This window comes from Aeromonas sp. SER (assembly GCF_038739615.1).
Lineage (GTDB): Bacteria > Pseudomonadota > Gammaproteobacteria > Enterobacterales > Aeromonadaceae > Aeromonas > Aeromonas jandaei.
In genome coordinates, this window is sequence record NZ_JBCGFC010000010.1 from 152,956 (window position 1) to 167,944 (window position 14,989).

11 protein-coding genes and 2 tRNA genes are annotated in these 14,989 nt (G+C 62.1%); 8 read left to right on the top strand and 5 right to left on the bottom strand.

Features of this window, described 5'->3' with window-relative positions:
• Positions 1 to 89: 89 nt before the first annotated feature.
• Entirely contained in the window at positions 90 to 2,570 is a 2,481-nt protein-coding gene (gene torA / locus AAHA41_RS15770; RefSeq protein ID WP_323070088.1) for a trimethylamine-N-oxide reductase TorA, read from the bottom strand.
• A 21-nt stretch (positions 2,571 to 2,591) separates the two neighbouring features.
• Entirely contained in the window at positions 2,592 to 3,722 is a 1,131-nt protein-coding gene (locus AAHA41_RS15775) for a NapC/NirT family cytochrome c (protein WP_043850759.1), read from the bottom strand.
• A gap of 276 nt (positions 3,723 to 3,998) precedes the next feature.
• Between AAHA41_RS15775 and AAHA41_RS15780 the strand changes: the two genes are divergently transcribed.
• The 3 genes from AAHA41_RS15780 to AAHA41_RS15790 all read left to right on the top strand — a co-directional run bounded on the left by AAHA41_RS15780 (position 3,999) and on the right by AAHA41_RS15790 (position 8,577).
• Positions 3,999 to 5,963, top strand: a complete 1,965-nt coding sequence (locus tag AAHA41_RS15780) for an ATP-binding protein (protein WP_201909027.1) — start codon at positions 3,999 to 4,001, stop codon at positions 5,961 to 5,963.
• A gap of 54 nt (positions 5,964 to 6,017) precedes the next feature.
• Positions 6,018 to 6,515 (top strand): response regulator, encoded by a 498-nt coding sequence (locus tag AAHA41_RS15785; protein WP_323070086.1) that lies wholly within the window; start codon positions 6,018 to 6,020, stop codon positions 6,513 to 6,515.
• Positions 6,516 to 6,582: 67 nt separating this feature from the next.
• Positions 6,583 to 8,577: a DNA topoisomerase III gene (locus AAHA41_RS15790; RefSeq protein WP_323070085.1), complete on the top strand. Its 1,995-nt coding sequence runs from the start codon at positions 6,583 to 6,585 to the stop codon at positions 8,575 to 8,577.
• A 76-nt stretch (positions 8,578 to 8,653) separates the two neighbouring features.
• Here AAHA41_RS15790 and AAHA41_RS15795 read toward each other — a convergent pair whose 3' ends face one another.
• Positions 8,654 to 10,009, bottom strand: coding sequence for a TrkH family potassium uptake protein (locus AAHA41_RS15795; RefSeq protein ID WP_323070083.1), 1,356 nt, complete (start codon positions 10,007 to 10,009; stop codon positions 8,654 to 8,656).
• Positions 10,006 to 10,659 (bottom strand): TrkA family potassium uptake protein, encoded by a 654-nt coding sequence (locus tag AAHA41_RS15800; protein ID WP_041209574.1) that lies wholly within the window; start codon positions 10,657 to 10,659, stop codon positions 10,006 to 10,008. Before AAHA41_RS15800 ends, AAHA41_RS15795 begins: the two co-directional genes overlap by 4 nt.
• 126 nt (positions 10,660 to 10,785) lie before the next feature.
• Here AAHA41_RS15800 and murB point away from each other — a divergent pair, with 126 nt between their 5' ends.
• Positions 10,786 to 11,823, top strand: coding sequence for a UDP-N-acetylmuramate dehydrogenase (gene murB, locus AAHA41_RS15805; protein WP_323070082.1), 1,038 nt, complete (start codon positions 10,786 to 10,788; stop codon positions 11,821 to 11,823).
• Positions 11,820 to 12,785 carry a bifunctional biotin--[acetyl-CoA-carboxylase] ligase/biotin operon repressor BirA gene (birA, locus tag AAHA41_RS15810; protein ID WP_320655693.1) on the top strand — a complete coding sequence of 322 codons (966 nt, stop codon included), beginning with the start codon at positions 11,820 to 11,822 and terminating at the stop codon, positions 12,783 to 12,785. The genes murB and birA overlap by 4 nt, the downstream gene beginning before the upstream one ends.
• A gap of 109 nt (positions 12,786 to 12,894) precedes the next feature.
• On the opposite strand, the gene coaA is transcribed toward birA, so the two are convergent.
• The gene (gene coaA, locus AAHA41_RS15815) at positions 12,895 to 13,833 is read right to left on the bottom strand and encodes a type I pantothenate kinase (protein ID WP_033114855.1); all 939 of its coding nucleotides are present in this window, start codon (positions 13,831 to 13,833) and stop codon (positions 12,895 to 12,897) included.
• 264 nt (positions 13,834 to 14,097) lie between these two features.
• Here coaA and AAHA41_RS15820 point away from each other — a divergent pair.
• The 3 genes from AAHA41_RS15820 to AAHA41_RS15830 form a co-directional block, all read left to right on the top strand.
• A tRNA-Tyr gene (locus AAHA41_RS15820) sits at positions 14,098 to 14,182 on the top strand.
• A 38-nt stretch (positions 14,183 to 14,220) separates the two neighbouring features.
• A tRNA-Gly gene (locus AAHA41_RS15825) sits at positions 14,221 to 14,295 on the top strand.
• Positions 14,296 to 14,468: 173 nt separating this feature from the next.
• On the top strand, positions 14,469 to 14,989 hold a 521-nt coding region (locus AAHA41_RS15830; protein WP_342697332.1), incomplete at its 3' end, for a GTP-binding protein.

Consider the following 14,989-nt stretch of genomic DNA (forward strand, 5'->3'; position numbering starts at 1 on the left):
GCACTTATCCCGACAAGGGATCTCCCCGCCACAACCGGGATAAAAAAAACGGCGCCATGATGGCGCCGTTTTGTCCGGTAGCAACCGCCTTAGCCGTTGGCCGGTACCGCGTGGGCGGTGTTGGCCAGCACCGGGCCTGTGTACTTCTCGATCTGCAGCTGGGCCATGTGGCCGCAGTTGCCTTGCGCCAGACTGGACGAGCCCTCGTCGAAGGTGAGGCAGTTGACGTTGCCGTTCTTGCAGATGCTGCCCGCTTCGCCCGGCTTGGCCGGGTCATACCAGGCCCCTTCGCAGATCCGCACCACCCCCTGACGCACATCTTCGGAGAGCAGGGCGCCCACCAAAATCTGGCCGCGCTCGTTGAAGGCGCGCACCAGATCCCCCTGGGCGATGCCACGGGCCTTGGCGTCGGCGGGATGGATCATGATCGCCTCGCGGTCGGCGATGGCGAACTTGTCCCGCAGCGGGGTGTTGTCGAGCTGGGAGTGCAGCCGCTGGGTCGGGTGGGAGGTGTTGAGCGACAGCGGATAGCGCGCCGCCACTTCACTCTTCACCCACTCCTTGGGCTCATACCACTTGGGATGACCGGCGCAGTCGGCGTAACCCATCCCCGCCACCGTGTTGGAGAAGATCTCGATCTTGCCGGACGGGGTACCGAGCGGGTTGAGCAGCGGGTTCTCGCGAAAATCGGCGTGACGGATCCACTGGCGGTTGGCCTCGGGGATCGGGAAGCGGATGTAGTTGTTGGACTCCCAGAACATGTTGAACGGCGGCAGCGCCACGCGGGCACCGCGGGCCTGCGCCGCCATGCCGTCGTACATCTGCTTGAGCCACAGCATCTCGTCCTTCCCTTCGGTGTACTGCTCCTGCACGCCCAGCTTGGCGGCGATGGCGCTGAAGATGTCGAAGTCGTTGCGGGCTTCAAACTGGGGTGGCACGCACTGGTGCATCGGGAAGACATAGCGCTGGGAGTAGTCGCCCCCCATCTCCAGATCGTTGCGCTCGTAGCTGGTGGTGACCGGCAGCACGATGTCGGCGTGCTTGGCAGTCGCCGTCCAGTAGGGCTCGTGGACGATCACGGTTTGCGGCTTGCGCCACGCCTGCAGCAGGTTGTTGGTGTCCTGATGGTGGTGGAAGGGGTTGCCGCCCGCCACGTAGACCAGCTTGATGTCCGGATAGATCACCTTGCGGCCGTTGAAGTCGATGGTCTTGCCCGGGTTGGCGAGACAGTCGGCGATGCGGGCCACCGGGATCGGTGCCGGGCTGTTCTTCGGCGCATTGCCGGCAGAGATACCCGCCAGAATGCCGCCCTTGGCGGTGGGGCTGCCACCGGAGGAGTAGTGGTAGCTAAAGCCGTAGCCGCCGCCCGGCAGGCCGATCTGGCCCAGCATGGAGGCCAGAGTGACCAGCATCCAGTTCGGCTGTTCGCCATGCTGCTGACGCTGCATGCCCCAACCGGCCATGATCATGGTGCGCTTGGCGGCCATATCGAGGGCCAGCTGGCGGATCACCTTGGCATCGACGCCGCAGACAGTGCTCGCCCACTCGGCGCTCTTCGGCTGACCGTCATCCTTGCCGAGCAGGTAGTTCAGGAACTTGTCGAAGCCGACGGTGTAGCGATCGAGGAAGGCCTGATCGTGCTTCTTCTCGCTGTAGAGGGTGTGGGCCACACCCAGCATCATGGCCACATCGGTGTAGGCGTTCGGGGCAATCCACTCGGCGCCGACCAGCTTGGCAGTCTCGTTGTAGACCGGATCGATGCTGATGACGCGGGTGCCTTTCTCTTTCAGGGCCTTGAAGCCGGCCTGACCTTCGTGATCCGGCATGTTCCAGCTGTTCTTCAGGGTCACCTGAGCGTTGACCCCCCACAGCACCACCAGTTCGGCGTTCTCCACCACGTTGGGCCAGGCGGTCTGCTGCTCGTACACCTCGATGGAGCCCATCACGTGGGACATGATCACCTGAGCCGCGCCGGTGGAGTAGTCACCGGCATAACCGGTGAAGCCGCCGGAGAGGTTCATCAGGCGGTGCAGCAGGGTGCGGCTGTTGTGGAACATGCCGACACTCTTCCAGCCGTAGGAACCGGCGTGGATCGCCTGCGGGCCGAAATCAGACTGGACGCGCTGGATCTCGCTGGCCACCAGTTCAATGGCTTTCTCCCAGCTCACCCGCACCCACTCGTCGGCACCGCGCAGCTCGGGTTTGGCGCCCGGGCCATGCTCCAGCCAGCTCTTGCGTACCATGGGGTACTTGATGCGGTTCTTGGCGTGCACCTGAAACGGTGCCATATCGATAAGATCGTTCGGCGCCGGATCATCGGCCACCGGCTGGACGCGCACCATGCGGCCATTTTCGACGATCGCCTCGAAGGCACCCCAGTGGGCGCCAGTCAGAATGCCCTTCTGGGCGGGCACCAGGGTCGGGAACTGGCTCAGTGCGGTGCTGATGGCTTGCGCCAGCGCGCTTTTCGGGAAAATGCCGCCGAGCAGGGGCAGGGCGGCGCAGGCACCGAGCCCCTTGAGCAGGTTGCGGCGGGAGAGATTGGTCTTCTTGTCGTTAAAACGGGTCATTGGGATTCTCCTCTACCAGCCTCAGTGGGCCGCGCTCATGTCGCTGGCGTGTTTCTGGACATACTGGGTCAGCATGCGTGCCTGTTCCGGGGTGAGGGAGGTACGAGACTCCATCCCCTTGATGACGCCGATCCACTGGTTGGCGTTGAAGTGATCCAGCGCGGTGAGGCCGTGGCAACCGGTGCAGTTGTTGGACATCAGGGTGGAGGCGTATTGCCACAGCTTGCCCTGATCGCCGATGAGCTGGCTCTCGTCTACCCAGGCGGTCAGGCTGACCTGATGCCAGGTAAGGTTGGTGGCGCTGTCGGTTTCGCTCTTGCCGGTGACCAGCGCTTTCTTGGCGGCATCGCCGACCAGTACGCTGAGGATCCGTTTGCCGGGGGCGGCGTAGAACACTTCGCTCACGCCATCCTGCTGCCAGCCATCGATGCGCACCCGGGCGCGGCCATTCTCCTTGCCCATCATCTCAACCTGAGTGGAGGGCATCAGGGTGCCTTCATCGGTCTTGGCGCTGGCATCCAGATAGAGCGGGGTGGTGGCGATGGCGTAGCGGGTGGTGACGCTGGCCGGGGTCTGGGCGGCGGCTTGCGCCAGTTCGCTGGCACCGGCGGCAGCCAGACCGCTCATGTCGGGCATGATGTGGGCGACGCCGCGGTGGCAGTCGATGCAGGTCTGGCCATCCTTGATGGCGATGGGGTGCTCGGCACGGGCGTTGGGGCGCTGGGCCAGAATGTCCATGGCTGCGTAGCTGTGGCAACTGCGGCAGGTAGCGGAGTCATTGGCTTTCAGCTCGTCCCACACGGTCTGGGCCATCCGCAGCTTGTGGGCCTCGTATTTCTCGGGCGTGTCGAGGGTGCCGATCGCCTCGTGATAGATATCCTTCACGGCGCGGATCTTGGTCCACAGATAGGAGGTGGGGTCGCCCGGGATGTGGCAGTCGGCACACTCGGCGCGGATCCCCTTGGTGTTCTGGAAGTGGACGCTGCCCTGATACTCGGCCAGCGGGGTCTGCATGGAGTGGCAGGAGACGCAGAATTCGGTGGAGCTGGTCTTGTGCAGCACGGTCACGGTGACGCCGAGGGCGGCGATACCCAGCATGGCGCCCAGCAGCAGGAGCCAGAACCAGGTTTTTCTTATCAGTTTTCCAATCATGGGGGCTGTGTCCTGTGGTCGATGAATACCAACATAGTAGTAGGTACATGGTAGTCATCGGAGGCGCAGGGGGCGTTGACCTCAATCATGGTTTGAATTTTAAGATGTGCGTCACATTGTGATTAATGTTTTGTTATTGACTGATTTGTCGAATTTAGTTCTGCAAATTGTCGATTTAATGATTATTTTACTTTCTTCTGCCGCTGTTAGCCCCCTCGCAAAACCCTGACGGATTCGTTGATATAGTCGGGATCGAGCCTCAACGGAGTGTCGCTGATGAGCCCTTTCTCCCTGCTGTGTGTCGCCGCCGATGTCCAGCTGCTGGCCGAGTTCGAACAGGAGCTGGCCCCGCTGCTCAGCCGCTTTGCGCTGGTGGTCGCCACCGGGCAGGAGTCGGCCGAGCTGGCGCTTGAGGAGCTGGAGCGCAAGGGGCAGCCGCCGGCCGTGGTGGTGTGCGATAGCGATCTGGGGGATGGCCGCGGGGCCGACTTTCTGATCCGCCTCGGCAGCCAGCACGAGGCGTGCCGCAAGATCCTGCTGGGCAGCCAGCCCGAGATGAAATCGATCATCGAGGCAGTCAACCTTGGCCGCCTCGACTACTACCTGCAGCGCCCCTGGCGCGATGGTAGCCTGCGCCGCGCCGTCATCGAGCAGGCGAGCCAGTTCGTGCTCCACTGCCCAGAGGCGGATCTGCTGAGCTATGCGACCGTGCTCGACAACCAGCGGCTGCTGCGGGCCCATGTCGATCGCCAGCTGGCCGAGTATCGTCAGGGCTTTATGGATTACACCCGCTGCAGCGACGAGGAGTTGTCGCGGGTGGTGATCGACGGCCTCTACCAGTTTTTCGAAGGCAACGATGAGGCGCGGGTCTGCCGCCACTACAGCCCGGGCCATGTGCTGACCCGCGAGGGGGAGCCCAACAGCTTCCTCTGGTTTATCGCCAAGGGGGAGGTGGTACTGCGCAAGCGCGACGCCCACGGGGTCGACCAGGAGGTGGTGCACTACCGCTCCGGCGCGCTGGTGGGGGGCATGTCTTTCGTCACCGGCGAACCCGCCTTTACCACCGGAGTGACCCTGACCGGTGCCGAGGTGATCAAGCTCGACAAGCTGCAGTTCTCCCGCGTCATGGAGGCGCGCAGCGAGCTGCTCCCCTCCTTTACCAACCTGCTGCTGCGTCACTTCAACCGCCGCCTGCAGAACAGCATCCGCACCGAGATGCGGTTGCAACAGACTCTCGACTCCCTCGAAGCGGCTCATGCCCAGCTGATGGAGAGCGAGAAGATGGCGATGCTGGGCCAGCTGGTGGCCGGTGTTGCCCACGAGCTCAACAACCCGGTGGCGGCCATTATCCGCGGTAGCGAGACCCTGCGCGCCGCCATTCCCGATCTCATCAACCTCGAACTGCCCGCCCCCCTCAAGGGGCTGGGCAATCAGACCCTCTGTCAGGCGCTCTCCTCCCAGCCGGTCTCGACCAGCGAGATCCGCGACAAGACCCGGCAGGCCGAGCGGCGCTTTGGCGAGCGTCAGCAAGCGCGGCTGGCGGTGCAGATGAATCTGGATGACGAGCTGAGCTGGCAACGCTGGTTTGCCGGGCGCACCGCCAGTGAGCGGGAAGCACTGCTGGTGCAGCTGGAGCTGTTCCAGCAGACCGGCAGCTTCCTGCGCAATATCGAGGTGTGTGCCCGCCGCATCGGCGATCTGGTCAAGAGCCTCAAGCAGTATGCCCGGCAGGACAGGGACGAGCCCTCGCTGGTGGACTTGCACGAGGGGCTGGAAGATACCCTGCTGATGTTCGAAAACCGCCTCAAGCAGCATGAGCTCTGCAAGGAGTACCAACCCCTGCCGCTGGTGCGCTGCCATCCCGCCGCCCTGCAGCAGGTGTGGACCAACCTCATTGCCAACAGTCTGGATGCCATGAGCGAGCCGGGAAGATTGACGGTGCGCACCGGCCTGCCGGAGCCCGGCTGGGTGATGGTGGAGGTGGAGGATAGCGGCTGCGGCATCGAGCCCGAGCTGTGGCAGCGGATCTTCGATCTCAACTTCACCACCAAGCGGGAGGGGCACTTCGGCCTCGGCATTGGCCTTAGCGTCTCGCTGCAGATAGTGCAGCAGCATCACGGCCGGATCGAGGTGGCCTCCGAGCCGGGGCGTTACACCCGGATGCGGGTCTGCCTGCCGCTGGGGGATATCGGGATGGCCGACTACGGGGGAGAGCCCCGCCACAACGAGCATGCGGCCTGAGCGGACGCATCTGCCATAAGAAGGCGTGCCGTGGTGCGCCGCCAAGGAGGAGCAATGAACAAACACTATCTGATCCTGTGCGTGGACGATGAGCGGGAGGTGCTGGAGGCGGTGCTCCACGACCTCGCACCGTTTCGCAGCCATTTCGAGCTGGATGGCGCCGAGAGCGTCGATGAGGCGCGCGAGGTGGTGCACGAGTGGGAGCGGGAGGGGGGCAGGCTGGCGCTGATCCTCTGCGATCACATCATGCCGGGGACCTTGGGGGTCGATTTTCTGGTGGAGCTGAACCGGCGTAGCGCGACCCGGGCCAGCCGCAAGCTGCTGCTGACCGGGCAGGCGGGGCTGGAGGCGACCATAGAGGCGGTCAATCGCGGCGGATTGCACTATTACCTCGCCAAGCCGTGGAAGCTGGAGATCCTGCAAGAGGCGGTGCGCGAGCAGCTGACCGACTATCTGCTGACGGAGGATGGCGACAACGCCTTCCACTATGCCCCCGTGCTCAATCAGGCGCGGCTGTTTGCCGCCATTCACGACAATCCGTTCGACGAATAGTCGCGGTTGGGCTTTACCGGTAGGCGCTGTATACTGTCTGCATATACAGTGTTTCAGGTAGTCACCGATGCGACTCTTCATCGCCGAGAAGCCCACTCTGGGGCGCGCCATTGCCGATGCCCTGCCCAAGCCACACAAGAAGGGCGACGGTTTTATCGAGACCGCCCAGGGGGATGTGGTCACCTGGTGCATCGGCCACCTGCTGGAGCAGGCCGAGCCCGATGCCTATGACGCCGCCTTCAAGCAGTGGCGGATGGAGCATCTCCCCATCGTCCCCGCCCAGTGGCAGCTGGTGGCCAAACCCAAGACCAAAACCCAGCTCACCGTCATCAAGCGGCTGATCAAGCAGGCCGACTGCGTGGTCAACGCCGGTGACCCGGACCGGGAAGGACAACTGCTGGTGGACGAGGTGATCGACTTTCTCGGCTACCCGAAAACCAGGCCGGTGCAGCGCTGCCTCATCAGCGATCTCAACCCGCCCGCGGTGCGCCGCGCCCTCGACAAGCTCAGAGACAACAAGGAGTTCGTGCCGCTGGCGGTCTCGGCGCTGGCTCGTAGTCGGGCCGACTGGCTCTACGGCATCAACATGACCCGCGCCTACACCCTGCTCGGACGCAAGGCCGGTTGCAGCGAGCTGCTCTCGGTCGGTCGGGTGCAAACCCCGCTGCTCGGGCTGGTGGTACGGCGGGATCTCGAGATCGAGGCCTTCGTCCCCAAACCCTTCTACGAGGTGCTGGCCCATCTGCTGACCGATAGCAACGAGCGCTTCACCGCCAAGTGGCTGCCGTCCGAAGCCTGCCTGCCGTGGCAGGACGAGGAGGGGCGGGTGCTCAACCGGGCGCTGGCCGACAAGGTGGTGAGCCGGATCAACGGTCAGCCCGCACAGGTCGAATCGGTGGAGGTGCAGGCCCGCAAGCAGGCGGCGCCGCTGCCTTACAATCTCTCCAGCCTGCAGATTGATGCCGCCAAGCGCTTCGGCATGGATGCCAAGCGGGTGCTCGACATCTGCCAGAGTCTCTACGAGCGCCACAAGCTCATCACCTATCCGCGCTCCGACAGCCGTTATCTGCCGACCGACCACTTCAACCGGGCCGAGCAGGTGCGCGGCGCCATCGCCGCCACTGCTCCAGCGTTGGCCAAGGCTGTGAGCGAGGCGGACGGCAAGATCCGCAGCAAGGCGTGGAACGACAGCAAGGTGGATGCCCACCACGCCATCATCCCCACCGAGAAGCAGGGCAACCCCGCCACGCTGGGGGCCGACGAGGCGAAGCTTTACGGCCTGATTGCCCGCCAGTACCTGCTGCAGTTCTATCCCCCGTTCGAATACAACGACAGCAAGGTGCTTCTGCGCATCGCCGGTGGCCTGTTTCAGGCCAAGGCACGCCGCATTCTGAAAGCGGGCTGGAAGGCGCTGCTCGGAGTGGAGGAGGATGACGACGAAGAGAAGGCCGGAACCCTGCCTGCTCTTAAAGAGGGGGAGCAGCTGCTGTGCGAGCGGGGTGAGCTACAGGAGAAGATGACCCAGCCGCCCAAGTCGTTCACCGATGCCACCCTGCTGGCGGCCATGACCGGCATCGCCCGCTATGTGCAGGATCCCGAGATCCGCAAAACCCTGCGCGAGACCGACGGCCTTGGCACCGAGGCGACCCGTGCGGGCATTATCGATCTGTTGTTCAAGCGCCGCTTTCTGGTGCGTCAGGGCAAGAGCATCAAGGCGACACCGACCGGGCGGGCACTGGTGCAGGCGCTGCCTGCCACTGCCACCACGCCGGATATGACGGCGCTGTGGGAGCAGAGCCTCGGCCAGATCGCCGAGCGTCACGGCAGCTATCAGCAGTTTATGGGGCCGCTCACCGAGCAGCTGCACGGCCTGATCGAGGGGGCGCGGCAGGACTCTGGCGCCAGCTTCAGCGCCCTGCCCAAGGAGGCGCCGGGTGCCGGCAAGCGGCGCTTTGCCAAGCGCAAGAGTCCGGCTGCTGGCGGCGCTGCACCTCGCAAGAGTTCAGGCAGAAGTGCGGGCAGGATCACGGGCAAGCGGACGACCAAAAGCCAGGCGGCCTGACCATGGGGTGTCAGCAGGAAAAAGAGAGGGGCCATGATGGCCCCTCTCTTTTTGTCGGCGTAATGATCAGCAGCCATTAGCCGGTGTAGACGCTCTCTTCCGGATACTTGATGCGGGTCTCGCTCGGGCGGGCCAGCATAAAGGCGAGGGTGAGCGGGCCGAGACGGCCGCAGATCATCACCAGCACCAGAATGAACTTACCCGGGCCGCTCAGGCTCGGGGTAATGCCGGTGGAGAGGCCGACGGTGGCAAACGCCGAGATGGTTTCGAACATGATTTTGTCGAACGGCAGGGCGTCGGTGATCATCAGCAGGAACATGGCCAGCATCAGCACCATGGTGCTGACGATGATGATGGCGAGCGAGCGGGTGACGATCTGGGGCGACAGGGTGCGGCCGAAGGCGGTGACGTGAGGGCGCTTGGTAAGAAACGCCTTGGTCGCCAGCAGCACCACGGCAAAGGTGGTCACCTTGATACCACCACCGGTGGAGGTGGCACCGGCACCGATAAACATCAGCATCATCATGAACAGCAGCGAGGCGGGCACCATCTGGCCGATGTCGATGGAGTTGAAACCTGCGGTACGGGCGCTGGCCGACTGGAAGAAGGCCGCCAGCAGCTGGCCGCCAATACCGGCGTTGCCAAAAGTGCCCGGGTTGTTGCGCTCCAGCAGCCAGAAGATCACGGTCCCCAGCAGCAACAGGGCCGGCGTCATCAGGATCATCAGCTTGCTGTGCAGCTTCAGTTTGCGCCAGCGACGGTTGCGCACCAGATCGACGATAACGGTAAAGCCGATACCACCGAGGATCAGCAGGCCGGCGATGGTCAGACAGATGAGGGGGTCATCCCGGTAGCTGATCAGGTTGTTGGCAAACAGCGAGAAACCTGCGTTGTTGAAGGCTGAGACAGCGTGGAAGAAGCTGACATAGAGGCCGCGACTCCAACCCATTTCGGGCACCCAGCGAATGGCCATCAGGCCGGTGCCGATCAGCTGGGCGATGAAGGCGAACAGCACGATACGCTTCACCAGCTGGATGATGTTGACCGAGCCCTCCTGTCCCAGCGCCTCCTTGGCGAGTACCTGCTGGCGCAGGCCGACCCGCTTGCTGAAGATGGCGATGAGCAGCAGGGTCATGGTCATCTGCCCCAGCCCGCCAATCTCCATCAACATGATCAGAAAAATCTGCCCCTGCAGGGTGAAGGCGGTGCCGGTGTCCACCACGCCAAGACCTGTCACGCAGATGGCCGAGGTGGCGGTGAACAGGGCGTTGATGAAGCTCACCTCGCCGTTATGGCTGGAGGGCTGCACCAGAAAGACGGTACCTATCAGCAGGATGATCAGAAAGCTGCCAAGGATCAGCTTGGCCTCGCTCCAGCGGGAGTCATCCTCCCGGTGAAGGGCGAAGGCAAAGCTGTTGCGCCAACGGGTCATAGGGTTTCCAGCCAGTGGTCGATCGCGTGTTTGTTGCCTGCCAGGATGAGGATGTCACCCAGTTGCAGCTCCATCTTGCCGGTCAGCACGTTGTGCAGCACATCGCCGCGCTTGATGGCGAGCAGCTGGAAGTCGTTCTGCTGCAACAGGTGGAAGTCGCTGAGCGCCTTGCCATTTTGCTGCAAGCCGATGACAAACTCGGTCAGCACCATGTCGTGACCCAGTTCCAGATAGTCGAACAGGCGGTTGTCGAGCATGCTCTGCGCGACCCGGCGGCCCATGTCCCACTCGGGGTTGATCACCTTGTCGGCGCCCACTTTCTGCAGGATCTTGGCGTGGAACTTGTCGCGTGCCTTCACCCACACCTTCTTCACACCCGCCTCTTTCAATACGAGGGTGGTGAGGATGCTGGTTTCCAGGTTGTCACCGATGGCGACGAAGACGATGTCGAAGTTGGCCAGCCCCAGCTCGGCGACGGTGGCCTCATCGGTGGCATCCGCCACGACGACGTGGTTGCAGAGGGTGGCGATTTGGCGGGTCTTGCTCTCGTCGATATCGATAGCCAGCACCTCGGCATCCTGCCGCTGCAGCTCTTCGCACAGCGCGCTGCCAAACAGGCCCAGGCCGATGACGGCAAACTGGTTGTTCATGAGTTATTCCTCAACAGTTGAAGCTGACTACTCTAAACCACTGTTATTCGTCCGAAAAGAGCACAGATTTTTCGTCACCGGCAACTTGAGGTAGACTGCGTCCTTGCACCAAGCCGGGATAGACAGATGAAACTGAATGCCAACGCCTCCTTGTTGAAACTCAACACCCTCGCCCTCGATGCTTACTGCCTCTGGTTGGCCGAGGTGGAGCTGATCGCTGATCTGGCTGCCCTGCGAAGTGATACCGAGCTGAATACACTGCCCCGTCTGAACCTGGGTGGTGGCAGCAATGTGCTGTTTACGACCGACTTCCACGGTCTGGTGGTGCTCAACCGGCTCAAGGGAATTACCGCTCAGGATCAGGGCGATCACTGGCTGCTCCATGTCGCAGCGGGTGAGGATTGGCATCAGCTGGTCTGCCATACCCTGCAACAGGGGTGGTACGGACTGGAGAATCTGGCGCTCATCCCCGGCACGGTCGGGGCTGCTCCGGTGCAGAACATCGGCGCCTACGGGGTCGAGTTGGCGAACTTCTGTGCCTATGTCGAGGCCTTCAACTGGCAGAGCGGCGAGATCGAGCGGATCGAGGCGCAGCAGTGCCGCTTCGGCTATCGCGACAGCATCTTCAAGCACGAGTATCAGGACTCCCATCTGATCACCGCGGTCGGCCTCAAGTTGCCCAAGGCGTGGCAGCCGGTGCTGGGCTATGGCCCGCTGGCCGCGCTTGGCGGCCAGCCGAGTGCTCAGGCCATCTTCGACACCGTCTGCGCCACCCGCAAGGCCAAGCTGCCGGATCCCGCCGTACTCGGCAACGCCGGCAGTTTCTTCAAGAATCCGGTGGTGCCCGCCGCGCTGGCCGATTCGCTCAAACTGACATATCCGCAGATGCCCTGTTATCCGGCCGGGGAGGGGCAAGCCAAGCTGGCGGCTGGCTGGCTCATCGATCAGTGCGGTCTCAAGGGATTTGCCATCGGCCGCGCCGCCGTTCATCAGGAGCAGGCGCTGGTACTGGTCAATCTGGGGGGCGCCAGCGCCATGGAGCTGATCGCGTTGGCGGCCCACGTGCGCGACAGCGTGGAGCAGAAGTTTGGTGTGGTGCTGGAACACGAGGTGCGCTTCATGGGCGCGCAGGGTGAAACCTGGCTCGATGAGGTGCTCTCATGACGTTGACTCCAATCAGACAGACCCTGATCACCCTGCTCAGCGACGGCCAGTTTCACTCCGGCGAACAGCTGGGCGAGCAGCTCGGCATCAGCCGGGCGGCAGTGAGCAAGCATATGGCCGCACTCAAGGAGCTGGGGCTGGATCTCTTTAGCCTGACCGGCAAAGGCTACCGGCTGGCGGTGCCGATGGCGCTCTATGACGAGGCGAAGCTGCAGGCGCTGGCCCCGATGGCGCCGGTGCACTGCTTCCCGGTGATCGGTTCGACCAACCAGCATCTGCTGGAGAGGGTCAATCAACTGCGCTCTGGCGAGAGTTGCCTTGCCGAGTGCCAGACCGCCGGGCGCGGTCGTCGTGGCAAGCCTTGGGTCTCGCCGTTTGGTTGCCAGCTGATCCTCAGCATGTACTGGCGGCTGGAGCAGGGGATGGCTGCCGCCATGGGGCTGAGTCTGGCGGTTGGTGTTGCCGTGGTAGAGGCGCTGGAGTCGCTCGGTTATCACGGCGTCGAGCTGAAGTGGCCCAACGATCTCTACTATCAGGGGCGCAAGCTGGCGGGTATTCTGGTGGAGATGAGCGGCAGCGCCGGTGCCAGTTGCCATCTGGTGATCGGTATCGGCCTCAATCTGGCGATGCCGTCCCGCGAAGGGGAGAAGATCGATCAGGCTTGGGCCGAGTTGCGCCACATCAATCCCGAGCTGGTTGATCGCAATGAGCTCGCTGCCCGGATGATCGCCTATCTGCAGCGGGCGATGCAGACCTTCGAGCAGAGCGGATTGGCGAGCTTTGTCGATCAGTGGAACCGGCTCGACCACTTTGCCGGTCGCCCTGTCCGTCTCTTGATGGGGGAGCAGGAGATCCGCGGTATCGCCCGTGGTATCGACGATCGCGGCGCCCTGCGGCTCGAGACGGAAGAGGGCACCAAGTTCTATCTGGGTGGCGAACTCTCCCTGCGCCGGGGTGATTGAGCGTTGCGCCTGACGATAATCGTTAGCGACAAAAAAGAGAGGGGACCTGCGGGTCCCCTCTTTGTTATCCGGGTTATCCGGCTATCCGGAACTGTGCGAACTGCCGTCCTTATTTGCGCAGCTTGATCTGTTCGATGGCGTGCTCGTTGCCCTTGGTCAGGATCAGGTTGGCCCGCTCTCGGGTCGGCAGGATGTTCTCCTGCAGATTGAGATAGTTGATATCCTGCCAGATGTTGTTGGCGATCTGGGTCGCTTCGCTCTCGGTCAGCTTGGCGTAGTGGTGGAAGTAGGAGTCCGGGTCCGAGAAAGCGCCACTGCGGAACTTGAGGAAGCGCTCGATATACCAGGTGCGCAGCAGGTCGGCTTCGGCATCCACATAGATGGAGAAGTCGACGAAATCGGAGACAAACACCCGGTGCGGTTCCTGCGGATAATCCATGCCGCTCTGCAGTACATTGAGCCCTTCCAGGATCAGGATGTCCGGCTGCTCCACCACCTTCTTCTCGTCAGGGATGATGTCGTAGATAAGGTGGGAGTAGACCGGTGCTTCCACCTTCTCGTGGCCGGCCCGGATATTGGCGACAAACTCCACCAGATGGCGGATGTCGTAGGATTCCGGGAACCCCTTGCGGCGCATCAGGCCACGCTCTTCCAAGACCTTGTTTGGGTAGAGAAAGCCGTCGGTGGTGACCAGCTCCACCCGCGGGTGCTCCGGCCAGCGTTCCAGCAGTGCTTGCAGGATACGAGCCGTGGTGCTTTTGCCCCCCGCCACACTGCCGGCGATGCTGATGATATAAGTACCCTTGCCGCGCGACTGGCCGAGGAACTGTTCCAGTACCCGGCTACGGCGCTGCTTGGCTTTGACATAGAGATTGAGCAGGCGGGAGAGGGGCAGATAGATCTCCTCTACCTCCTTCAATGACACCTTTTCGTTGATCCCGCGCAGGGTTTGCAGATCGTGTTCGGTCAGGGTCAGGGGGACCGAATCGCGCAATAACGCCCATTTTTCGCGGGTGAATTGCAGATAGGGGTTATGCTCTGTCGTCATGGTGTCATCACTGTTTCTTTGGCACGGCGACCATACACCAAGGGGTGGAGAGCGACAAGGGACGCATCCAGATTGGCCTGAATCCCTCCACTTTTTTGCCCGGATCCCGGCAATAATCCACATTTTGCAAGGTGCAATGGTTGCATCCCCCAAATCCTTACAATAAAATGCGCGACGCTTGGATGTCTGTCGCCTGTTTGCTCGGCAAAAGCGATAAAAAACAGTGGGTGCAAGCAGAATTACCACTGTGACAATCTGGCATCTGGAGGGGTTCCCGAGCGGCCAAAGGGATCAGACTGTAAATCTGACGGCTCTGCCTTCGAAGGTTCGAATCCTTCTCCCTCCACCATATTTCTCTGCGGTTTGAGTTCTTTGGGTTAGAGAAATGCGGGCATCGTATAATGGCTATTACCTCAGCCTTCCAAGCTGATGATGCGGGTTCGATTCCCGCTGCCCGCTCCAAGATGCTGATATGGCTCAGGCGATACCAAGAGCTACGCCCTCAGGGTGAAGTCGGCAGTCGAACCTGTCTGTCAGCACCAGCCTCTCTTCCCCACCAGATTCAAATCCATCATATAAACTGTTCTGTGGTTAGCTTGCCACCGCGTACTCAGCGTTAGTTTAGAGGGACGATCATGTCTAAAGAAAAATTTGAGCGTAATAAACCGCACGTTAACGTGGGTACCATCGGCCACGTTGACCACGGTAAAACCACCCTGACTGCAGCTATCACCAACGTGCTGGCCAAGCACTTCGGTGGTAAAGCTTTCGCCTTCGACCAGATCGACAAGGCACCGGAAGAGCGTGAGCGTGGTATCACCATCAACACCTCCCACGTAGAATACGACACCGCTACCCGTCACTACGCGCACGTAGACTGCCCGGGTCACGCCGACTACGTTAAAAACATGATCACCGGTGCTGCCCAGATGGACGGCGCGATCCTGGTAGTAGCAGCGACTGACGGCCCGATGCCGCAGACTCGTGAGCACATCCTGCTGGGTCGTCAGGTAGGCGTTCCGTACATCATCGTGTTCATGAACAAGTGTGACATGGTAGATGACGAAGAGCTGCTGGAACTGGTCGAGATGGAAGTTCGCGAACTGCTGTCCGAGTACGACTTCCCGGGTGATGACCTGCCGGTAGTCCGTGGTTC